The sequence below is a fragment of the Halomonas terrestris genome (genome assembly GCF_049166755.1).
GTDB lineage: Bacteria > Pseudomonadota > Gammaproteobacteria > Pseudomonadales > Halomonadaceae > Halomonas.
Genome location: NZ_JBMHFZ010000002.1, coordinates 153,802 through 174,081 on the forward strand (window position 1 = coordinate 153,802; position 20,280 = coordinate 174,081).

General features: G+C 67.5%; 15 protein-coding genes and 3 tRNA genes. 13 read left to right on the plus strand and 5 right to left on the minus strand.

Annotation, left to right across the window (positions count from 1 at the left end; translation table 11 throughout):
* Positions 1-26 precede the first annotated feature (26 nt).
* Positions 27-1,319 (plus strand): phosphopyruvate hydratase, encoded by a 1,293-nt coding sequence (gene eno / locus ACOMD9_RS02995; RefSeq protein WP_421412072.1) that lies wholly within the window; start codon positions 27-29, stop codon positions 1,317-1,319.
* 498 nt (positions 1,320-1,817) lie between these two features.
* Here eno and fdxA read toward each other — a convergent pair whose 3' ends face one another.
* Positions 1,818-2,141 carry a ferredoxin FdxA gene (gene fdxA, locus ACOMD9_RS03000; protein WP_421412073.1) on the minus strand — a complete coding sequence of 108 codons (324 nt, stop codon included), beginning with the start codon at positions 2,139-2,141 and terminating at the stop codon, positions 1,818-1,820.
* Between the two features lie 414 nt (positions 2,142-2,555).
* The gene (gene mutS / locus ACOMD9_RS03005) at positions 2,556-5,135 is read right to left on the minus strand and encodes a DNA mismatch repair protein MutS (protein ID WP_421412074.1); all 2,580 of its coding nucleotides are present in this window, start codon (positions 5,133-5,135) and stop codon (positions 2,556-2,558) included.
* Between the two features lie 137 nt (positions 5,136-5,272).
* On the opposite strand from mutS, the gene ACOMD9_RS03010 reads away from it, so the two are divergent.
* From ACOMD9_RS03010 to ACOMD9_RS03050, 9 genes are all read left to right on the plus strand, one after another.
* The gene (locus tag ACOMD9_RS03010) at positions 5,273-5,785 is read left to right on the plus strand and encodes a CinA family protein (protein ID WP_421412075.1); all 513 of its coding nucleotides are present in this window, start codon (positions 5,273-5,275) and stop codon (positions 5,783-5,785) included.
* Between the two features lie 110 nt (positions 5,786-5,895).
* A complete protein-coding gene (gene recA / locus ACOMD9_RS03015) occupies positions 5,896-6,960 on the plus strand; it encodes a recombinase RecA (protein WP_421412076.1) in 1,065 nt (354 codons plus the stop codon).
* A 3-nt stretch (positions 6,961-6,963) separates the two neighbouring features.
* Positions 6,964-7,458 carry a regulatory protein RecX gene (locus tag ACOMD9_RS03020; RefSeq protein ID WP_421412077.1) on the plus strand — a complete coding sequence of 165 codons (495 nt, stop codon included), beginning with the start codon at positions 6,964-6,966 and terminating at the stop codon, positions 7,456-7,458.
* A gap of 111 nt (positions 7,459-7,569) precedes the next feature.
* Complete coding sequence (alaS, locus tag ACOMD9_RS03025) at positions 7,570-10,179, plus strand: alanine--tRNA ligase (protein WP_421412078.1); 2,610 nt, start codon at positions 7,570-7,572, stop codon at positions 10,177-10,179.
* A 107-nt stretch (positions 10,180-10,286) separates the two neighbouring features.
* Positions 10,287-11,537: an aspartate kinase gene (locus tag ACOMD9_RS03030; RefSeq protein ID WP_421412079.1), complete on the plus strand. Its 1,251-nt coding sequence runs from the start codon at positions 10,287-10,289 to the stop codon at positions 11,535-11,537.
* A 211-nt stretch (positions 11,538-11,748) separates the two neighbouring features.
* Positions 11,749-11,946, plus strand: coding sequence for a carbon storage regulator CsrA (csrA, locus tag ACOMD9_RS03035; RefSeq protein WP_421412080.1), 198 nt, complete (start codon positions 11,749-11,751; stop codon positions 11,944-11,946).
* Positions 11,947-12,044: 98 nt separating this feature from the next.
* Positions 12,045-12,137, plus strand: a tRNA-Ser gene (locus tag ACOMD9_RS03040).
* 28 nt (positions 12,138-12,165) lie between these two features.
* Positions 12,166-12,242 (plus strand) — tRNA-Arg (locus ACOMD9_RS03045).
* 74 nt (positions 12,243-12,316) lie between these two features.
* Positions 12,317-12,393: transfer RNA gene (locus ACOMD9_RS03050), tRNA-Arg, on the plus strand.
* Between the two features lie 198 nt (positions 12,394-12,591).
* Here the strand turns inward: ACOMD9_RS03050 and ACOMD9_RS03055 are convergent.
* Complete coding sequence (locus tag ACOMD9_RS03055; RefSeq protein WP_421412283.1) at positions 12,592-13,593, minus strand: tRNA dihydrouridine synthase; 1,002 nt, start codon at positions 13,591-13,593, stop codon at positions 12,592-12,594.
* A 173-nt stretch (positions 13,594-13,766) separates the two neighbouring features.
* Between ACOMD9_RS03055 and ACOMD9_RS03060 the strand changes: the two genes are divergently transcribed.
* Genes ACOMD9_RS03060 through ACOMD9_RS03070 form a run of 3 tightly spaced genes read left to right on the plus strand, consistent with a single transcriptional unit; the run spans position 13,767 to position 17,225 of the window.
* Complete coding sequence (locus ACOMD9_RS03060) at positions 13,767-14,015, plus strand: OadG family protein (RefSeq protein WP_421412081.1); 249 nt, start codon at positions 13,767-13,769, stop codon at positions 14,013-14,015.
* 50 nt (positions 14,016-14,065) lie between these two features.
* Positions 14,066-15,892: a sodium-extruding oxaloacetate decarboxylase subunit alpha gene (oadA, locus tag ACOMD9_RS03065; protein WP_421412082.1), complete on the plus strand. Its 1,827-nt coding sequence runs from the start codon at positions 14,066-14,068 to the stop codon at positions 15,890-15,892.
* Positions 15,893-15,902: 10 nt separating this feature from the next.
* On the plus strand, positions 15,903-17,225 hold the full coding sequence (locus ACOMD9_RS03070) for a sodium ion-translocating decarboxylase subunit beta (RefSeq protein WP_421412083.1): 1,323 nt from the start codon (positions 15,903-15,905) through the stop codon (positions 17,223-17,225).
* Between the two features lie 62 nt (positions 17,226-17,287).
* Here ACOMD9_RS03070 and ACOMD9_RS03075 read toward each other — a convergent pair whose 3' ends face one another.
* Together ACOMD9_RS03075 and ACOMD9_RS03080 are read right to left on the minus strand one after the other, a co-directional pair.
* Positions 17,288-18,874 (minus strand): gamma-glutamyltransferase family protein, encoded by a 1,587-nt coding sequence (locus tag ACOMD9_RS03075; RefSeq protein WP_421412084.1) that lies wholly within the window; start codon positions 18,872-18,874, stop codon positions 17,288-17,290.
* 77 nt (positions 18,875-18,951) lie between these two features.
* Positions 18,952-20,277: a TRAP transporter large permease gene (locus tag ACOMD9_RS03080; protein WP_421412085.1), complete on the minus strand. Its 1,326-nt coding sequence runs from the start codon at positions 20,275-20,277 to the stop codon at positions 18,952-18,954.
* Positions 20,278-20,280 lie beyond the last annotated feature (3 nt).

A 20,280-nucleotide genomic window follows, 5' to 3' on the forward strand; every position in this document is an offset into this window, starting at 1 on the left:
GCTGACAGGACAAAAGGAAACCTCGTATGACCAAGATCGTCGACATTCGCGCCCTCGAGGTGCTCGACTCCCGCGGCAACCCGACCGTGCAGGCCGAGGTGCGCCTCGAGAGCGGCGCCGTGGGCGTGGCCTGTGCCCCCAGCGGGGCCTCCACCGGCTCGCGCGAGGCCCTGGAGCTGCGCGATGGCGACAAGAGTCGCTATCTCGGCAAGGGCGTGCTGAAGGCCGTCGAGGCGGTCAATGGCGAGATCCGCGAGCGCCTGGTGGGCATGGATGCTCGTGATCAGCGTGGCCTCGATGACGCCATGCTGGCGCTCGACGGCACCGACAACAAGGCCAAGCTGGGGGCCAACGCCATCCTGGCGGTGTCGCTGGCCGCCGCCAAGGCCGCGGCCAATGCCAAGGGCATGCCGCTCTATGCGCATGTCGCCGAGCTCTACGGCCAGCCGGGCCAGTACAGCATGCCGGTGCCGATGATGAACATCCTCAACGGCGGCGAGCATGCCGACAACAACGTCGATATCCAGGAGTTCATGATCCAGCCGGTGGGCGCCCCGAACTTCCGCGAAGGCCTGCGCATGGGCGCCGAGATCTTCCATGCCCTGAAGAAGGTGCTCGGCGCCCGGGGCCTGGCCACCGCGGTGGGCGACGAGGGCGGTTTCGCCCCCAACCTGGCCTCCAACGCCGAGGCCCTGGCGGTGATCAAGCAGGCCGTGGCCGATGCCGGCTACGAGCTCGACCGCGACATCACCCTGGCCCTGGATTGTGCCTCCTCCGAGTTCTACCGGGACGGTCAGTACGACCTCTCCGGGGAGGGGCAGTCCTTCGATGCGGCAGGCTTCGTCGACTACCTGGCCGGCCTGTGCGACGACTACCCCATCGTCTCCATCGAGGACGGCATGGACGAGTCCGACTGGGACGGCTGGAAGGCGCTGACCGAGAAGCTCGGCGACAAGGTGCAGCTGGTGGGCGACGACCTCTTCGTCACCAATACCCGGATCCTCAAGCGCGGCATCGACGAGCAGATCGGCAACTCGATCCTGATCAAGTTCAACCAGATCGGTTCGCTCTCCGAGACCCTCGATGCCATCCGCATGGCCCAGGACGCCGGCTTCACCGCGGTGATCTCGCATCGCTCCGGCGAGACCGAGGACACCACCATCGCCGACCTGGCCGTGGGCACCTGTGCCGGCCAGATCAAGACCGGCTCGCTGTGCCGCAGCGATCGCGTTGCCAAGTACAATCGCCTGCTGGTGATCGAGCAGGAGCTGGGCGACCGCGTGAGCTACCCGGGCCGCGCCGCGATCAAGGGCCAGTAAGCGAACGCTGTTGCCTTTTGCGCGATTTTTTGTAGGAAATCGCCTACAAAAAGGCGAAGAGATTCGCTAGAGACGGATTGGGAAGACCGACATCCTTGGGTGTCGGTCTTTTTTATACCATTGATTTTGAAAGATTAAATTCTATCCCTCCATCGGCCGCTCAAGGGGGCTCACCTTCGGAGCATGGCGGGGGGAGGGTTGTGCTGCAGCGCAGGGCTGCCACAATGGACCACGGGACAAGGGAGAACGGCAAGGGTCTCCCGGCAGGATGCAACGGGATGCAAGACGTGGTGCGCCTGGTGCGACAGGAAGCCGCTTCCGGGCAGGGAAGGCACCACAGGAGTCGAGCGGAGGGAACCGCTCAAGGATTGGCTGGGAGCGGGCGGCCTGCGGGCCGCCTTTTTGCCTGGTGTTCTCCTTCTTCGCTCAGGGCAGAAACGACACCGCCGAATGTCTCGCGACATTCGGCGGTGTCGTTTCTGCTTCCCGGTGCCGGGGTCAGCGCTCGAGGTGCTCGAGCTTGCCCGGCTTGCCGTCCCACTCCTCGGCGTCGGGCAGCGGGTCCTTCTTCTCGCTGATGTTCGGCCAGACGTCGGCCAGTTCGGCGTTGATCTCGATGAACGGCTCCTGGCCCTCGGGCAACTCGTCCTCGGAGAAGATCGCCTCGGCGGGGCATTCCGGCTCGCAAAGGGCGCAGTCGATGCACTCGTCGGGGTGGATGACCAGGAAGTTGGGGCCCTCGTAGAAGCAGTCCACCGGGCAGACCTCGACACAGTCGGTGTACTTGCACTTGATGCAGTTCTCGGTGACGACGAACGTCATGCCACTCTCCCTTCCTCGGGCCGGCGTCGCTCGGCCACTGTGGATAGTTGATGAAACAGTTATAAAAGCCGAGTTTCTTATGCTAAGGCGGCGGTGAATCTGACCATTCTAGTCGCGGCCCAATAGCCTCGCAAGACGAAGGGTTGCAAGTTCAGGGCTATGTCAGGGGTCAGCATCGCTCAAGGCTGTTTCGGCGACAGGCCTGTTCGGGGGCGCTATGAATACTTCCTGTACGCTACCTCGGCCCTGCATCGCTCTCGCGTCCCGCTTCGCTTGCAGGTCCGGTGCTGGCCATCCTTGGCCAGCCCGTTCGGAGCGGTGCTTCTCACCCCTGGTCCTCGGACCCCCTCTCTGACCTGTCCCCGGCGCCTTTCGCTGACACGGCTCGGCAACTCCGGTAGACCTGACTGCACATTACAACGACTCCCGCCAGCGGTAGAGCAGCTCCAGGGCCTGGCGCGGCGTCAGCTCATCCAGGGCCAGGCCGCCGAGCTCTTCCACCAGCGGGTGGGGCGCGCTGGCGAAGAGGTCGGTCTGCTGCGGTACATCGCCGCCCCCCGTCGCCGTGGTGAACTGGCGGCTGCCCTGGTCGATCTCCTGCTGCTCGAGCAGGGCGAGCTTCTCCCGGGCGCGGGCGATCACTCCCTGGGGTACCCCGGCCAGCTGGGCCACCTGCAGGCCGTAGCTCTGGCTGGCGGGGCCTTCCTCGACCCGGTGCATGAAGACGATGCCATCCCTGTGCTCCGCCGCCGTCAGGTGCACGTTGGCCACGCTGTCGGCCTGCTCGGCCAGGGCCGTCATCTCGAAGTAGTGGGTGGCGAACAGCGTGAAGGCCCTCGAGCGGGTCAGGTGCTCGGCGCTGGCCCAGGCCAGCGACAGGCCGTCGAAGGTGCTGGTGCCGCGGCCGATCTCGTCCATCAGTACCAGGCTGTGGTCGGTGGCGTTGTGCAGGATGCTGGCGGTCTCGGACATCTCCACCATGAAGGTGGAACGCCCGCCGGCCAGGTCGTCGGAGGAGCCGATGCGGGTGAAGATGCGGTCCACGGGGCCGATCTCCGCCGTGTCCGCCGGCACGAAGCTGCCGGTGTGGGCGAGCAGGGTGATCAGCGCCGCCTGGCGCATGTAGGTGGACTTGCCGCCCATGTTGGGGCCGGTGATGACGAGCATCCTGCGCTCATCATTCATGATCAGGTCGTTGGGCACGAAGGGCGCCTCGCTGACCTGCTCGACGACCGGGTGGCGGCCACCGCGGATGCTGATCCCGGGCGTCTCGGCGAGCCGGGGGCGGGCGAAGTCCAGCGCCTGGGCGCGCTCGGCGAAGGCGCACAGCACGTCCAGCGCCGCGAGTGCCCGGCCGCTGGCCTGCAGCGCATCGAGGTCGGCATTGAGGGTGTCGAGCAGGCCGTCGTAGAGCAGCTTCTCGCGGGCCAGGGCGCGGGACCTGGCCGACAGTGCCTTGTCCTCGAACTCCTTGAGCTCGGGGATGATGAAGCGCTCGGCATTCTTCAGGGTCTGGCGGCGCACGTAGTCCGCCGGGGCGTCGCGGGCCTGGGCTCGGGGAATCTCGATGTAGTAGCCGTGGACCCGGTTGTAGCCGACCTTGAGCCCGGGCAGGCCGGTGCGCTCGCGCTCGCGGGTCTCGAGCCGGACCAGGTAGTCGCCGGCGTGTTCGGCGAGGCCGCGGTGCTCGTCGAGCTCGTCATCGAAGCCCTCGGCGATCACGCCGCCGTCGCGGATCACCACCGGGGGGTTCTCCACCAGCGCCCGGGTCAGGGTGTCGGCGAGCTCGGGATAGGGGCGGATGTGCCGCTTCAACTCGTCCAGCGCGGTGCCGTCGGTGTAGGTGGTGAGCGCTTCCTCCAGCTCGGGCAGCGCCGCCAAGGCGTCACGCAGCCGGGCGAGATCCCGCGGGCGGGCGCTGTAGAGCGCGACCCGGGCCAGGATGCGCTCCATGTCGCCGATCGCCTTGAGCGCCTCGCGCAGCGGCACGAAGCCCTCGATGTCGAGCAGCAGGGCCACCGCCGCCTGCCGGGCCGCGACCTGGTCGCGGTCGCGCAGGGGGCGGTTGAGCCAACGCTTGAGCAGCCGCGAGCCCATGGCGGTGGTGGTGGTATCGAGCACGCTGGCCAGGGTGTTGTCGGCGGTACCGCCGAGATTGAGGTCGATCTCCAGGTTGCGGCGGCTGGCGGCGTCGATCACCACGGCGTCGTCGCGGCTCTCCACGCCGATGGCGGTGACATGGGGCAGCCGCGAGCGCTGGGTGTCGCGGGCGTAGTCGATCAGCACCCCGGCGGCGGTCAGCGCCGCTTCCAGGTGGGCACAGCCGAAGCCGCGCAGGTCCTGGACCTCGAACTGGTCGCACAGGGTGCGGGTGGCACTCTCCAGGTCGAACAGCCAGTCGCTCTGGCGGCGCAGGCCGCGCCGGCCCTCCAGTGCCGGGGGAAGCGTGGAGCTCTCCGCCACCAGCAGTTCGGCGGGGTCGAGTCGCTGCAGCTCGGCGAGCATCTCGCTCTCGCCCTCGACCTCGAGCACGCTGAAGCGGCCACTGGAGAGCTCCAGCCAGGCCAGCCCCCAGCACTCGCCGCGAGGGTGCAGGGCGACCAGCAGGTTGTCGCGGCGGGCGTCGAGCAGTGCCTCGTCGTAGAGGGTGCCGGGGGTGACGATGCGCACCACGCGGCGCTCCACCGGGCCCTTGGCGGCGGCGGGGTCGCCGATCTGCTCGCAGATCGCCACCGATTCGCCGGCGGCCACCAGGCGCGCCAGGTACCCCTCGGCACTGTGGTAGGGCACCCCGGCCATGGGGATCGGCTTGCCCGCCGACTGGCCCCGCTGCGTCAGGGTGATGTCGAGCAGCGCGGCGGCGCGCCGGGCATCGTCGAAGAACAGCTCGTAGAAGTCGCCCATGCGGTAGAAGAGCAGCACGTCCGGGTGCTCGCGCTTGATCGTCAGGAACTGTTGCATCATGGGCGTGTGCTGGGCGCTGGCCTGGGACATGGGTTTCCTGTCGCTCGATGATGTCGGGGCTGGCGCGCCATGACATGGCGCAGACAAAGGCAGTATTCTACGCACAAGCGTGGCCGGCGTCAGGAGACCCCTCGCCGGTGCGGTTTCACTCGTGCAGGAGCGATGCGATGTCCCCCAGCGATACCGGCCTGGCCGATCTCGACCTGACCCTGCTCGCCGAGCGGCTGGGGCGGGCCTGCCGCCAGCGTGGCGTGACGGTGACCGCCGCGGAGTCCTGCACCGGCGGTGGGGTGGCCAGCGCCATCACCGCCGTGGCCGGCAGCTCCCGCTGGTTCGAGACCGGTTATGTCACCTACTCCAACGCTGCCAAGACCCGCCTGCTGGGGGTGCCGGAGGCCAGCCTGGCGGAGCACGGCGCGGTCAGCCGCGAGGTGGTGGACGCCATGGTCGCCGGTGCCTGCCGCGACAGCGGCGCGGATCTCGGCGTGGCGATCAGCGGCGTGGCCGGCCCCGGCGGCGGCACCCCGGACAAGCCGGTGGGCACCGTCTGGCTGGCCTGGGGGAACGGCGAGCGCCAGCAGGCGGTCTGTCGCCACTTTCCCGGCGATCGCCGCGCGGTACGCGAGCAGTCCGTGCGCGAGGCCCTGGTCGGGCTGGTCCGGCACCTGGAGCACGACTGAGGCGCCGTCGCCGACGCTGGCCGAGCGCGGATTTTTTCGCCATACTACTGTGCAGTCATACAGTACCCAAACCATTCCTCTCGTTTCATTCCACTGCCAGGAGACCCGTGATGGCTCAGGACGACAACCGCTCCAAGGCGCTGAATGCCGCGCTTTCCCAGATCGATCGCCAGTTCGGCAAGGGCACCGTGATGCGTCTCGGCGATGCCCCGCGGGTGGTCATGCCCTCGGTGTCCACCGGTTCGCTCGGGCTCGATATCGCGCTCGGCATCGGCGGTCTGCCGCTGGGCCGGGTGGTGGAGATCTTCGGACCGGAGTCCTCGGGCAAGACGACGCTGACCCTGTCGGTGATCGCCCAGGCCCAGAAGCAGGGCAAGACCTGCGCCTTCATCGACGCCGAGCACGCCCTCGACCCCAGCTATGCCGAGAAGCTCGGCGTCAACCTCGACGACCTGCTGGTCTCCCAGCCGGACACCGGCGAACAGGCGCTGGAGATCTGCGACATGCTGGTCCGCTCCGGCGGCGTCGACGTGATCATCATCGACTCGGTGGCCGCCCTCACCCCGCGGGCCGAGATCGAGGGGGAGATGGGCGACTCCCACGTCGGCCTGCAGGCGCGCCTGATGTCCCAGGCGCTGCGCAAGATCACCGGCAACATCAAGAACGCCAACTGCATGGTGGTGTTCATCAACCAGATCCGCATGAAGATCGGCGTGATGTTCGGTAGCCCCGAGACCACCACCGGCGGCAACGCGCTGAAGTTCTACGCCAGCGTGCGTCTCGACATCCGCCGCACCGGCTCGGTGAAGCAGGGGGACGAGGTGACCGGCAACGAGACCCGCGTCAAGGTGGTCAAGAACAAGGTGGCGCCGCCATTCCGTCAGGCCGAGTTCCAGATCCTCTACGGCAAGGGCATCTACCATGCCGGCGAGGTGATCGACCTGGGCGTGCAGTGCAAGCTGGTCGACAAGGCCGGCGCCTGGTACAGCTACCAGGGCAACAAGATCGGCCAGGGCAAGGCCAACGCCGCCCAGTTCCTCGAGGACAACCCGGCCATCATGGAGGAGATCGAGAGCCAGATCCGCGCCCAGCTGCTCGCCGCGCCGGAGGCGAAGAAGGAGGAGACCGAGGAGGCGGTGGCCGGCACCGAGGCGCGCGAGGACGACCTGCTCTAGGCCATGCTCGACCAGCCAGCCCCCGGTCGCGACGCGACCCCCCGGGACGATGCCATCCGCCTGCTGGCGCGGCGCGAGTACTCCCGCGCCGAGCTGCTCGAGCGGCTGTCTGCCCGCGGCCATGACGCGGCCGACATCCTGGCCTGCCTCGATGCCCTGGCCGAGGAGGGACTGCAGTCCGACGCACGCTTCGCCGAGAGCTTCCTGCGCTCGCGGATCGCCCGCGGGCAGGGGCCGCGGAAGATCCGTGCCGAGCTCGAGCGGCGCGGCATCGACCGCGACGGTATTCGCGCCGCCTTCGCCGAGTCCGGGGAGGCGGGCGAGGCCGACTGGTTCGCCCTGGCCTGCGAGACCCTGGCCAGGCGCTTCTCCGGCCCCGGCGACACGCCCCGCGAGCGGGCCCGTCGCGAGCGCTTCCTGGCCGGCCGCGGCTTCGATTTCGACCAGCTGCGCCACGCCCTGGATCACGCCTGGGATAGCCCTGCCGACCAGGATTGATGAGGGGCGCCCCTTCAGTCCCTTGACAGCTGCGCTATAATGGGTCCCTTTGCGGACGCCCCGGGTGACCTCGTTGCTGACGGACACCCCGCCCATCGCCACGGATATTCCATGAAAAGCGCAGACATCAGACAGGCCTTTCTGAGTTTCTTCGAGCAGCACGGTCACACCGTCGTGCCGTCCAGTTCCCTGGTGCCGGGCAACGACCCGACCCTGCTGTTCACCAACGCCGGCATGGTGCCGTTCAAGGACGTCTTCCTCGGCCGCGACCCGCGCCCCTACGTGCGGGCGGCCTCGTCCCAGCGCTGCGTGCGCGCCGGCGGCAAGCACAACGACCTCGACAACGTCGGCTATACCGCGCGGCACCACACCTTCTTCGAGATGCTGGGCAACTTCAGCTTCGGCGACTACTTCAAGCGCGACGCCATCCGCTTCGCCTGGACCTTCCTCACCGAGGTGCTGGGCCTGCCGAAGGAGAAGCTGTGGGTCACGGTGCATGTCAGCGATGACGAGGCCGAGCGCATCTGGAAGGAGGAGATGGGGATCGACCCGGCGCGCTTCTCCAAGCTCGACGAGGACAACTTCTGGCAGATGGGCGACACCGGCCCCTGCGGCCCCAGCTCCGAGATCTTCTTCGACCATGGCCCCGAGGTATGGGGCGGGCCTCCCGGCAGCCCCGAGGAGGACGGCGACCGCTACATCGAGATCTGGAACCTGGTGTTCATGCAGTTCGACCGCGACGCGGCCGGCAACCTGAACCCGCTGCCCAAGCCCTCCATCGACACCGGCATGGGGCTGGAGCGCATCGCCGCGGTGATGCAGGGCGTGCACTCCAACTACGAGATCGACCTGTTCCAGAACCTGCTCGAGGCGGCGGCGCGCCATACCGGCCACGCCGACACTCGCAACCCCTCGCTGCGGGTCATCGCCGACCATATCCGCTCCTGCGCCTTCCTGGTCACCGACGGCGTGCTGCCCTCCAACGAGGGCCGCGGCTACGTGCTGCGGCGGATCATCCGCCGCGCCATCCGCCACGGCCACAAGCTCGGCGCCAAGGACAACTTCTTCCACAAGCTGGTGGGGGCGCTGGACGTCGAGATGGGCGATGCCTACCCCGAGCTGCGCAACGGCCGCCACCAGATCGAGCGCGTGCTGCTCAAGGAGGAGGAGCAGTTCGCCCGCACCCTGGAGCACGGCATGGGCCTGCTGGAGGAGGCGCTGGCCGACCTCGATGGCGAGGTGCTGCCCGGCGAGACGGTGTTCAAGCTCTATGACACCTACGGCTTTCCCTATGACCTGACCGCCGACGTCTGCCGCGAGCGCGACGTGACGCTCGACGAGATCGGCTTCAAGCGTGCGCTGGAGGCCCAGCGCGAGCGCGCCCGCGCGGCCAGCCAGTTCGGTGCCGACTACGGCGCGGCCCTGGAGCTCGAGGGCGAGACCGCCTTCACCGGCCATGACCGACTGGAGGATCGTGCCACCGTCACCGCCATCGTCGACCGCGAGGGCAATGCCCTGGCCGGGCTCGAGCCCGAGCAGCACGGGATCGTGGTGCTCGATCGCACGCCCTTCTACGGTGAATCGGGCGGCCAGGTGGGCGACACCGGCTACCTGCACCTCGAGGGCGGCGGCCGCTTCCTGGTCACCGATACCCAGAAGCAGGCCGGTCACCACCTGCACCACGGGGTGCTGCTCGAGGGCGGTCTCGCGGTGGGGGCCGAGGTGCGCCCGCAGGTCGACGCGCGGCTGCGTGCGGCCACGGTGCGCAACCATTCGGCCACTCACCTGATGCACAAGGCGCTGCGCCTGGTGCTCGGTGATCATGTCCAGCAGAAGGGCTCGCTGGTGACCCCCGAGCGCCTGCGCTTCGACTTCAGTCACTTCGAGGCGATGACGGCCGAGCAGCTGGCCGAGGTGGAGCGCCTGGTCAACGAGCAGATCCTCGCCAACGCGCCGACGCGCATCGAGCACATGAGCCTGGACGAGGCCAAGGCCAAGGGGGCCGCGGCACTCTTCGAGGCCAAGTACGCCGACAACGTCCGCGTGCTGACCATCGGCGACGATGACTTCTCCATCGAGCTCTGCGGCGGCACCCACGTGGCGCGCAGCGGCGACATCGGCTGCTTCCATATCGTCAGCGAGACCGGTATCGCCTCCGGGGTGCGTCGCATCGAGGCGATCACCGGCGAGGGGGCACTGGCCTGGTTCCGCGAGCAGGAAGCCCGCCTCAACCGCATCGGCGAGCGGCTCAAGGCCAGCCCGGAGCAGGCGGAAGAGCGGGTGGAGTCGCTGCTCGAGCGCAACCGCGGCCTGGAGAAGGAGCTCGAGCGGCTCAAGGCCAAGCTCGCCAGCGCCGCCGGCAGCGACATGCTCAGCCAGGCCCGGGAGGTCAACGGGGTCAAGGTGCTCTCCACCCGCCTCGAGGGGGTCTCCGGCAAGGAGCTGCGCGGCATGCTCGACCAGCTCAAGAACAAGCTGGGCTCCGGCATCGTGGTGCTGGGCGTGGCCGACGCCAGCGCCGGCAAGGTGAGCCTGATCGCCGGCGTGACCGACGATCTCACCGGTCGCGTCAAGGCCGGCGAGCTGGTCAACCACGTGGCCTCACAGGTCGGCGGCAAGGGAGGGGGGCGCCCCGACATGGCCCAGGCGGGCGGCAACGATGTGGCGGCCCTGCCGGGGGCGCTCGAGAGCGTGCCGGCCTGGCTCGAGGCGCGGCTCTAGTCAACATCGGGGGCCGGTGGCAGCAATGCCCCGGCCCCTGCTTCTATCGGCTTCATTCACCCGTCACCCATTCGCACGCTAACTCGACATACGAGGTAAAACGGCATATGGCACTATACGTACAGAAGTTCGGCGGCACCTCGGTGGGCTCCGTGGAGCGCATCAAGGCCGTGGCCGAGAAGGTCAAGGGCTTCCGCGACAACGGCCACCAGGTCGTGGTCGTGGTCTCCGCCATGAGCGGCGAGACCAACCGCCTCATCGGCATGGCCAACGAGATCAACGACGAGCCGACACCCCGCGAGATGGACATGCTGGTCTCCACCGGCGAACAGGTCACCATCTCGCTGCTGGCCATGGCCCTGCACAAGCTCGGCGTACCGGCGACCTCCTACACCGGTTCCCAGGTGGGCATCCTCACCGACAGCGCCCACACCAAGGCGCGCATCCAGCGGATCGAGACCGACGAGATGCGCGAGGACCTGGACGACGGCAAGGTGGTGGTGGTCGCCGGCTTCCAGGGCGTGGACGAGGAGGGCAACATCACCACCCTGGGTCGCGGCGGCTCCGACACCACCGGCGTGGCCCTGGCGGCGGCGCTGGGTGCCGACGAGTGCCAGATCTATACCGATGTCGACGGCGTCTATACCACCGACCCCCGTGTCTGCTCCAGGGCCCAGCGCCTGGACACCATCACCGTCGAGGAGATGCTGGAACTGGCGAGCCTCGGCTCCAAGGTCCTGCAGATTCGCGCCGTCGAGTTCGCCGGCAAGTACAATGTCGCGCTGCGCGTGCTGTCCAGCTTCGAGGACGGCCCCGGCACCCTGATCGTTGCAGATTCCGACCAAGACGAGGACTCCATGGAAGAACCGCTGATCTCCGGTATCGCCTTCACCGCCAACGAAGCCAAGCTGACCCTGCTCAATACCCCGGACGTGCCGGGTGTGGCATGGCGCATCCTGGGCCCGATCGCCGATGCCAACATCGAGGTCGACATGATCGTCCAGAACGTGGCGCCGGCGGGTGACTACACCGACTTCACCTTCACCGTGGCCAAGGGTGACTACAAGCAGACCCTGAAGATCCTCAAGGAGCAGGTCCTGCCCGACCTCGGGGAAGGCGAGGTCAAGGGCGACGACAACATCGCCAAGGTGTCGCTGGTGGGCGTGGGCATGCGCTCGCACGCCGGTGTGGCCTCCAAGATGTTCCGCGTGCTCTCCGAGGAGAACATCAACATCCGCATGGTCTCCACCTCCGAGATCAAGATCTCGGTGGTCGTCGACGAGAAGCACATGGAACTGGCGGTCAAGGCGCTGCACAAGGCCTTCGGCCTCGACAAGAGCGATATCGAGAGCGAATAAGGGCGTCGCGTACGGCCGACACCTTCTACGCTGAAGGGAAGTCCGTGACACCCTCGTGACGGCGCTTCCCTTCAACGGGCTTCTCGGGTGTCATGGAGTCGGCGCCATTGGTCAAGGACGACGCAATGCCACATAATGAGGCGGCGCCGCCCTGTCGGCGAACATCCCGTTGCCAGCAAGTCCGAGAACAAGTCTGAGAAGGAGATCAGCCATGCTCATCCTGACTCGCCGTGTCGGCGAAACCCTGATGATCGGAGACGACATCACCGTCACGGTGCTGGGCGTCAAAGGAAACCAGGTCCGCATCGGCGTCAATGCCCCCAAGGATGTTGCCGTACATCGTGAGGAGATCTACCAGCGCATCCAGCGCGAGAAGGCCGATGTGGAGGATGGTGATCAGGGCAGCTGAAGGGTGCCGGAAGTATCGCCGCCGCCAGCCTGAAAAAACTCCCGGGGCCGCTGGACAATGGCCTTCAGAAACGGTAACATACGCGCCGTGTCGATGAGGGAGAGGTGGCCGAGTGGCTGAAGGCGCTCCCCTGCTAAGGGAGTATGGGGTTTATAGCCCCATCGAGGGTTCGAATCCCTCCCTCTCCGCCATTGAGCCTCGACACGACGTGAAGAATGAGCGCCCGTAGCTCAGCTGGATAGAGTACCTGACTACGAATCAGGTGGTCGGAGGTTCGAATCCTCCCGGGCGCGCCATCTTCATGCAAGTGTTGCCGGTGGCTAGACCGCATCGTGCTTCATGCCCCGCAGTGACCCCGTCATTGCTATCAGCGCCCGTAGCTCAGCTGGATAGAGTACCTGACTACGAATCAGGTGGTCGGAGGTTCGAATCCTCCCGGGCGCGCCAGATCCCGACCCGTCCTCGCCTGCGAGGGCGGGTCTTCTGCTTTCCATATCCGCTTTTCGCTGGCTGGAGCGGCGCTGCAGCTCGTGCGCCGGTCTCGCGATCGTTTGAGGCGCCGTCGCAATGCGACGAGCGCCTCTTTTTTCACGCCTCGCAGGCTGACGTGTGAAGCGCCGAGTCCCACCCAGGCCGTCCAGCCGCTCACGCCCGTTCGCGGAGAGCCCTTGCGGGTTCATCGCCTGTCGCCTCGTCCCGGGCAGGCTGCGCGGCGCCGGCGTCCGCCTGCAGGCCGAGGAGCAGCTCGTCCAGCCGGGTGAGGCGCTTCAGCGAGGCGAAGCGGCGTGCCGCCTCGGCATCACGGGCGCGCATGTGGTTGAGCCACTGCTTTATGAGAGACGTGACAACCCTGTCGGGGAGTGTGTTACGCTGCAATGCAGCAAAGTCGGCAAGGATGGCGGCCCGGGCCTGCCAGGGTGTCTCGCCCAGGCGTTCGCCAGTGGCCAGCCAGTGACGGATGCGCGCCGCGAGCCAGGGGTCGGCCAGGGCGCCGCGGCCGAGCATGACATCCCGGCAGCCCGACAGGGTGCGGGCCTTCCAGTAGTCCTCGAGGGTCCAGATATCACCGTTGGCCACCACCGGGATGCGCAGCCGCCGGTGAATGCGGCCGATCCACTCCCAGTGGGCGGGTGGGCGGTAGCCCTCGTCGCGGGTGCGTCCATGGACCACCAGCTGTCGTGCTCCGCCGTTCTCGGCGGCCAGGGCGCACTCCAGCGCCCTGAGGCGGTCGGAAAAGCCCAGGCGGATCTTGGCGGTCACCGGGATCGCGTCGCCAACCGCGCTGGATACCGCGGCCACGGCGGCCTCTACCCGGCGCGGGTCGCGCAGCAGCGAGGCGCCGCCGTCATGACGGTTGACGAGTTTGGCCGGGCAGCCGAAATTGAGGTCGAGGCTCACGGCGCCCAGTTCGAGCGCCTGGCGGGCATTGGCGGCCAGGGCCGGTGGATCGGCGCCCAGCAGCTGGAGGTGGACCGGTACGCCGCTGGGCGTGGCCACGTCCGGCCGGGCCAGCTCAGGGCAGTGCTTGTGGAAGACGCGAGGCGGCAGCCTGGCGTCAACGACGCGCACGAACTCGGTCACCGTCCAGTCGAATCCTGGCTGGCGAGTCAGCAGTTCTCGGGTGATCGAATCGATCACCCCTTCCATGGGGGCCAGGCCGATTCGACCGTCTTGTAGTAAATTAACAACGCTGACTTCCACCATGGCGCTCTTGTAATCTGTCGGGGATATGGCAGGTTATATGATCGAAAAAATTACGCAAGCCGCCCTGATCGCGTTAGATCGATGCCGGCTGGAGACAAGATCTAGGAGAATGTCGTATGCAGGACATCGAGCTTCTACAGGAGGGGCTTGCCCTGATGGGCCTCGGCATGGGGTTTGTTTTTGTTTTTCTTACCGTGCTGGTGATCACTACCACCCTGATGTCCATGGCCGTGCGCCGCCTCGTCCCCGAGCCTGCCAAGGCCGCTCCCGGTGATGGGCCACGCCCTCCGGCCCGGGCTGACGACGAGCTGATGGTGGTGATCAGTGCCGCCCTGCATCGCTATCGTCGGCGCCATCGTCGCTGACGACGCCTCCCCTTCGCTTTCCCTCTCCCTGAAATGACAAGGTCGCTTTCATGACTGACAACGCTCGCCCGCTCGGCATCACCGACGTCGTCCTGCGTGATGCCCACCAGTCGCTGTTCGCCACGCGCATGCGCCTGGATGACATGCTGCCCATTGCCGAGAAACTCGATCGCGTCGGCTTCTGGTCGCTCGAATCCTGGGGCGGGGCCACCTTCGACGCCTGTATCCGCTACTTGGGCGAGGACCCCTGGGAGCGGATACGGGCGTTGAAGGCAGCCATGCCCAATACCCCGCAGCAGATGCTGCTGCGCGGCCAGAACCTGCTCGGCTATCGTCACTACGCCGACGACGTGGTGGACAGGTTCGTCGAGCGCGCCAGGACCAACGGCGTCGACGTCTTCCGCGTCTTCGACGCCATGAACGACCCGCGCAACCTGGAGCGCGCCATCCAGGCGGTGCGCAAGGTCGAGGGTCACGCCCAGGGGACGCTCTCCTACACGGTGAGCCCGGCGCACACCCTGGACGGCTGGGTCGAACTCGGCAAGACCATCGCCGCCATGGGGGCCGATTCCCTGGCGATCAAGGACATGGCGGGCCTGCTCAAGCCCTACGACGCCTATGAGCTGGTCTCCAAGCTGAAGGCTGCGCTGGATATCCGCATCCATTTGCACTGCCACGCCACCACGGGCATGTCCACCGCTACCGCCATCAAGGCCGCCGAGGCCGGCATCGACAACGTCGATACGGCCATCTCCTCGATGTCGATGACCTACGGCCACAGCCCCACCGAGTCGGTGGTGGCGATCCTGCAGGGCACCGAGCGCGACACCGGCCTCGACCTCGAGCTGCTCGAGGAGATCGCCGCCTACTTCCGCGAGGTGCGCAAGAAGTACGCCGCCTTCGAGGGCTCGCTGAAGGGCATCGACTCGCGCATCCTGATCGCCCAGGTGCCGGGCGGCATGCTCACCAACATGGAGGGCCAGCTCAAGGAGCAGGGCGCCGGCGACAAGCTCGACGACGTGCTCCAGGAGATCCCCAGGGTCCGCGAGGACCTGGGCTTCATCCCGCTGGTGACGCCCACCTCCCAGATCGTCGGCACCCAGGCGGTGATGAACGTGATGATGGGCGAGCGCTACAAGTCGATCTCCAAGGAGGTCCAGGCGCTGCTGAAGGGTGAGTATGGCGCCGCGCCGGCCGAGTTCAACAAGGAGCTGCAGGCCCGCGTGCTGGAGGGCAAGGAACCCATCACCTGCCGCCCGGCGGACCTGCTCGAGCCCGAGATGGACAGGCTCGCCGCGGAGCTCAAGGAGAAGGCCGGGACCGACGGCATCCGCCTGGCCGAGGGCGAGCGCGAGATCGATGATGTCCTGACCTACGCGCTGTTCCCGCAGATCGGCCTGAAGTTCCTCAAGAACCGCGACAACCCCGACGCCTTCGAGCCGGCGCCCCAGGCGCCGGATACCAGTGCCAGCGCCAACCTGCCGGCGAAGGCCGAGGCCAGGGCGCCGGTGGCCCAGGGCGCGGCACCGGCCGGTCCCGAGACCTACACCATCACCGTCAACGGCAAGCAGTACGTGGTGGAGGTCGCCGAGGGCGGCGAGATCGGCCAGGTCGCCGAGAAGGGCGAGGCCGCCAAGCCCGCCCAGAGCGCCCCGGCGGCTCCGACCGGCGAAGCGATCACCGCGCCGCTGGCCGGCAACATCTTCAAGGTCAACGTGCGCGAGGGGGACAGCGTCAAGGAGGGCGACGTGGTGATCATCCTCGAGGCGATGAAGATGGAAACCGAAGTGCGGGCCAGCAGTGCCGGTACGGTGTCGGCCATCCGGGTCAGCGAGGGCGACAGCGTCGCCGTCGGTGACACCCTGATCGAGCTTTAAGGGTCTGCCCATGGACAAGCTACTGACGCTATGGGAGGGCTCGGGGGCCTACAACCTGACCCCGGGGCAGGCCGTGATGATCGTCGTCGGCCTGGTACTGCTCTATCTCGCCATCCACAAGCGCTTCGAACCGCTGCTCCTGGTGCCGATCGGCTTCGGCGGCATTCTCGCCAACATTCCCGAGGCGGGGCTGGCCATCTCGGCGCTGGACCAGGCCATCGAGGTGGCGCGCCCGGCGGTGCTGCAGCAGATCGCCGCGGCGCTGGGTGCCACCCTCGACCCGCTGGCCGGCGAGGCGGCCTGGCGCGAGACGCTCAAGGCGGTGGTCGATAACGGTGTCTCGCCGGACCAGCTGCGTGCGGCCAAGGACGTGGCGGTCAACGTCGGCTATGGCGATGGCCTGCTCTACGTCTTCTACTCGGTGGCCGTGGCTTCGGGCATCGCCCCGCTGCTGATCTTCATGGGCGTGGGCGCGATGACCGACTTCGGCCCGCTGCTGGCCAACCCGCGCACGCTGTTCCTCGGCGCCGCTGCACAGTTCGGCATCTTCGCCACCCTGTTCGGTGCGGTGGGCATGTCGGCCATGGGCTGGATGGACTTCTCGCTCAACCAGGCCGCCGCCATCGGTATCATCGGCGGTGCCGACGGTCCCACCTCGATCTACGTGTCGAGCGTGCTGGCCCCGGAACTGCTGGGCGCCATCGCCGTGGCGGCCTATGCCTACATGGCCCTGGTGCCGATGATCCAGCCGCCGATCATGAAGCTCCTGACCTCGCGGCGCGAGCGCGAGATCGCCATGACCCAGCTGCGCCCGGTGTCGAAGCTCGAGAAGATCGTGTTTCCGCTGGCCCTGCTGGTGCTGGTGGCACTGTTCCTGCCGGACGCCTCGCCGCTGCTCGGCATGTTCTGCTTCGGCAACCTGATGCGCGAGTGCGGCGTGGTGGAGCGCCTCACCGACACCGCCCAGAACGCCCTGATCAACATCGTCACCATCGTGCTGGGCCTGGCCGTGGGCTCCAAGCTGATGGCCGAGAGCTTCCTGGCGGTGGAGACCCTGGGCATCATGGGGCTGGGCATCGTGGCCTTCGCCATCGGCACTGCCGCCGGCGTGCTGATGGCCAAGCTGATGAACGTGGTGAGCAAGATGCCGATCAACCCGCTGATCGGGGCCGCCGGGGTCTCGGCGGTACCCATGGCGGCCCGCGTCGCCAACAAGGTGGGGCTGGAGTCGAACCCGCACAACTTCCTGCTGATGCACGCCATGGGCCCCAACGTGGCCGGGGTGATCGGCTCGGCGGTGGCCGCCGGGGTGATGATCAAGTACCTGGCGTGAGCCACGGGCTTGCTGACACGAAGAAGGGCGCCCCTTGGGGCGCCCTTCTTCGTGGAGTGCCGTCAGCAGCCGGCGGCGCCGCCGTCGCTGCGCGGGTCGTGGGCCCCTTCGATCAGGCCGTCCGGGTGATGCACGATACCCCCGGCATGGCCCATGGTGTCGCTGTAGGCCTCCGGGAGCACCTCCACATCGTGCCCCGCCGCGCGCAGCGCGGCCACGGTGCGTTCGGGAAAGCGTGACTCCAGCTTGAGGTTGGTGCTGCTCTCGCCCCAGGTACGGCCCAGCAGCCAGCGAGGTGCACTGACCGCAGCCTGGAGCGGCATTCCGTGGAAGGCATACCGCGAGAACACCGCCGCCTGTGTCTGGGGCTGGCCCTCGCCGCCCATGGTGCCGTACACCAGGGTTCGCCCGTCATGAAAGCGCGCCAGCGCCGGGTTGAGGGTATGGAACGGCTTGCGTCCCGGGCCCAGCCCGCGGAGGGAGTCGGTATCCAGGGAGAAACTGATGCCGCGATTCTGCCACAGCACACCACTTTCCGGGAGCACCAGCCCGCTGCCGAACTCCCAGTAGATGCTCTGGATGAAGCTTACCGCCCGCCCCTGGCGGTCCACGGTGCCCATCCAGATGGTATCCCCCGGCGCCGGCTCATGGGGCCATGGCAGGGCCTTGTGCATGTCGATCCGGGCGGCTTCGCGGTCCAGGAGCGCGGCATCCAGCAGGCCCTGGAGCGGCTCGGGCAGGCGCTCGGGGTCAGTCACGTGTCGGTCGCGCAGGAGGAAGGACCGCTTGGTCGCTTCGATGAGGCCGTGGATGTGCTCCACGCGCTCGCCCTCGGCAACCCTCAACCGTTCATAGAGCGCGAGGATCATCAGCGAGGCGACACCCTGGGTCGGCGCCGGCAGGTTATACAGAGTGACGTCCGCGAGACTGACCTCGAGTGGCGTGACTTGCCGGGCACGGTAACCGCTGAAGTCGTCCCGGCGCAGCGGGCTGCCGACGGCATCCAGGTCATGTGCCATGCTGGCGGCCAGCTCGCCGCGATAGAAGTCAGCGAGGCCCGCCGAGGCGAGGCGCTCGAGGGTCACGGCGAGGCGTGGCTGGCGCAGCCGCTCCCCCTCGTGGGGTGCCTGGCCATCGATCAGGAATGTCTCGTTGAAACCGGGGCTCTGCGACAGGCGAGCCTGATGCCTGGCGGTGAGCTGCTGTTGGCTCCTGGAGACGGCCACGCCCTCCCGGGCATGGCGAATGGCGTCGGCCAGCAGGTCGGGCAACGGCACGGCCGAGCCCCAGCGACCGGCAAGCTTCAGGGCCTCGTCCCACCCTCCCACGGTCCCGGCCATGGTCAGGGCCGCCTCGGGCCCGCGCTCGGGTATGGTGTCATGCCCCCGGTAGAAGGCTGGCGTGGCGAGCCCGGCCGCGGCGCCACAGGCGTCGATCGCCACCGGCGGTTGTCCGGGTTCGTGGATCAGCCAGAAGCCGTCGCCGCCGATGGCATTCATGTGAGGGTAGGCCACGGCAATGGTGGCGGCAGCGGCGACCATGGCCTCCACGGCGTTGCCGCCGGCCCTGAGCACATCGCGACCGGCCTCCGCCGCCAGGTGGTGTGGGGCGACACACATGCCGCCGTAACTGCGTCGGGTATGGATCATCAGGCATGCCTCTTCATGGGAATGAAAGCGATGGTGCTGGCGGTATTGTCACCAGCGGGCGTCGTGGTGTCCCTTCCCTACCAGCCGATCGCGTCGGGCAGCCAGGTGGCAATCGAGGGAAAGGCAAACACCAGGGCCACTGCCATGAACTGCAGGGCGATGAAGGGCAGCGCCCCCTTGTAGATATCGAGCGTGGAGACATCATCGGGGGCCACGCCCTTGAGGAAGAACAGCGACCACCCGAAGGGTGGGGTCAGAAACGAGGTCTGCAGGATCAGGCCCACCAGGATTCCCAGCCATACCATGTCCACTCCCATCTGCACGAAGAACGGCAGGAACAGGGGGAGTGCGATATAGGTGATCTCGATCCATTCGAGGAAGAAGCCGAGAACGAACATCAGCAGCAGCATGAAGAGCAGGGTGCCGGTCTCGCCGCCGGGGACCCACTCGAACATCCGTGCCACCAGGTGCTCGCCGCCGAGTCCCCGGAAGGCCAGGCCAAACACCTGGGCACAGATCAGGATGAAGAACACCATGGCCGAGATCAGCAGCGTCGACTTGGCCACCGCCATGAGCAGCGCCAAGTTCAGACGGCCGGAGAGGCCGACGAACAGCAGGGCACCGATGGCCCCCATGCCCGCGGCTTCGGTGGGAGCGGCGATGCCGCCGATGATTGATCCCAGCACGGCGATCACCAGGCCTACGGGCGGGCCTACCACCAGGACCACCTTGCTCAGCAGTTCGGCACGCGGCATCGCCGTTCGCTCCTCCAGCGGGATCGGCGGCATCAGGCCCGGACGCAGTGCGGCCAGCACGAGAATGGCGATGAGGTACACCGCAGCGAGGGTCAGGCCCGGTACCATCGCGGCCGCGAACATGGTGCCGACCGATTCCCCGAGGATCTCGGCCAGCAGGATCAGGACCAGGCTGGGAGGGATGATCTGTCCCAGCGTGCCCGACGCACAGATCATCCCCGTGGCCAGCGGCTTGGGGTAGCCGCGTCGCAGCAGGGGCGGCAGCGTCAGCAGCCCCAGTGTGACGATAGTCGCGCCGACGATGCCGGTGGCCGCGCCGAGCAGCACGCCGACGGCGATGATGGCGACTCCCATGCCCCCCGGCACGCCGCCGAACAGGTGGCCGACCACGTCGATCAGTTCCTCGGCGAGCCGTGACTTCTCCAGCATCACTCCCATGAACACGAACAGGGGAATGGCCATGAAGGTGTAGTTGGTCACCACGCCGAAGATGCGGGAAGGCAGCAGGTTGAAGAGCGCCGGACCAAAGCCCAGGTAGCCGAAGAAGAAGGCGCTGCTGGCGATGGCGATTCCCACCGGCAGTCCGATCAGCAGCAGCACGAAAAAGGCCCCGATCATGGCGATCGCAAGCCACTCGTTGGGAGACATCGG

Coding starts and splice junctions, on each gene's coding strand:
- eno (WP_421412072.1), top strand. CDS start 27: ATGACCAAGATCGTCGACATTCGCGCCCTCGAGGTGCTCGACTCCCGC.
- fdxA (WP_421412073.1), bottom strand. CDS start 2,141: ATGACGTTCGTCGTCACCGAGAACTGCATCAAGTGCAAGTACACCGAC.
- mutS (WP_421412074.1), bottom strand. CDS start 5,135: ATGTCCCAGGCCAGCGCCCAGCACACGCCCATGATGCAACAGTTCCTG.
- ACOMD9_RS03010 (WP_421412075.1), top strand. CDS start 5,273: ATGTCCCCCAGCGATACCGGCCTGGCCGATCTCGACCTGACCCTGCTC.
- recA (WP_421412076.1), top strand. CDS start 5,896: ATGGCTCAGGACGACAACCGCTCCAAGGCGCTGAATGCCGCGCTTTCC.
- ACOMD9_RS03020 (WP_421412077.1), top strand. CDS start 6,964: ATGCTCGACCAGCCAGCCCCCGGTCGCGACGCGACCCCCCGGGACGAT.
- alaS (WP_421412078.1), top strand. CDS start 7,570: ATGAAAAGCGCAGACATCAGACAGGCCTTTCTGAGTTTCTTCGAGCAG.
- ACOMD9_RS03030 (WP_421412079.1), top strand. CDS start 10,287: ATGGCACTATACGTACAGAAGTTCGGCGGCACCTCGGTGGGCTCCGTG.
- csrA (WP_421412080.1), top strand. CDS start 11,749: ATGCTCATCCTGACTCGCCGTGTCGGCGAAACCCTGATGATCGGAGAC.
- ACOMD9_RS03055 (WP_421412283.1), bottom strand. CDS start 13,593: ATGGAAGGGGTGATCGATTCGATCACCCGAGAACTGCTGACTCGCCAG.
- ACOMD9_RS03060 (WP_421412081.1), top strand. CDS start 13,767: ATGCAGGACATCGAGCTTCTACAGGAGGGGCTTGCCCTGATGGGCCTC.
- oadA (WP_421412082.1), top strand. CDS start 14,066: ATGACTGACAACGCTCGCCCGCTCGGCATCACCGACGTCGTCCTGCGT.
- ACOMD9_RS03070 (WP_421412083.1), top strand. CDS start 15,903: ATGGACAAGCTACTGACGCTATGGGAGGGCTCGGGGGCCTACAACCTG.
- ACOMD9_RS03075 (WP_421412084.1), bottom strand. CDS start 18,874: ATGATCCATACCCGACGCAGTTACGGCGGCATGTGTGTCGCCCCACAC.
- ACOMD9_RS03080 (WP_421412085.1), bottom strand. CDS start 20,277: ATGTCTCCCAACGAGTGGCTTGCGATCGCCATGATCGGGGCCTTTTTC.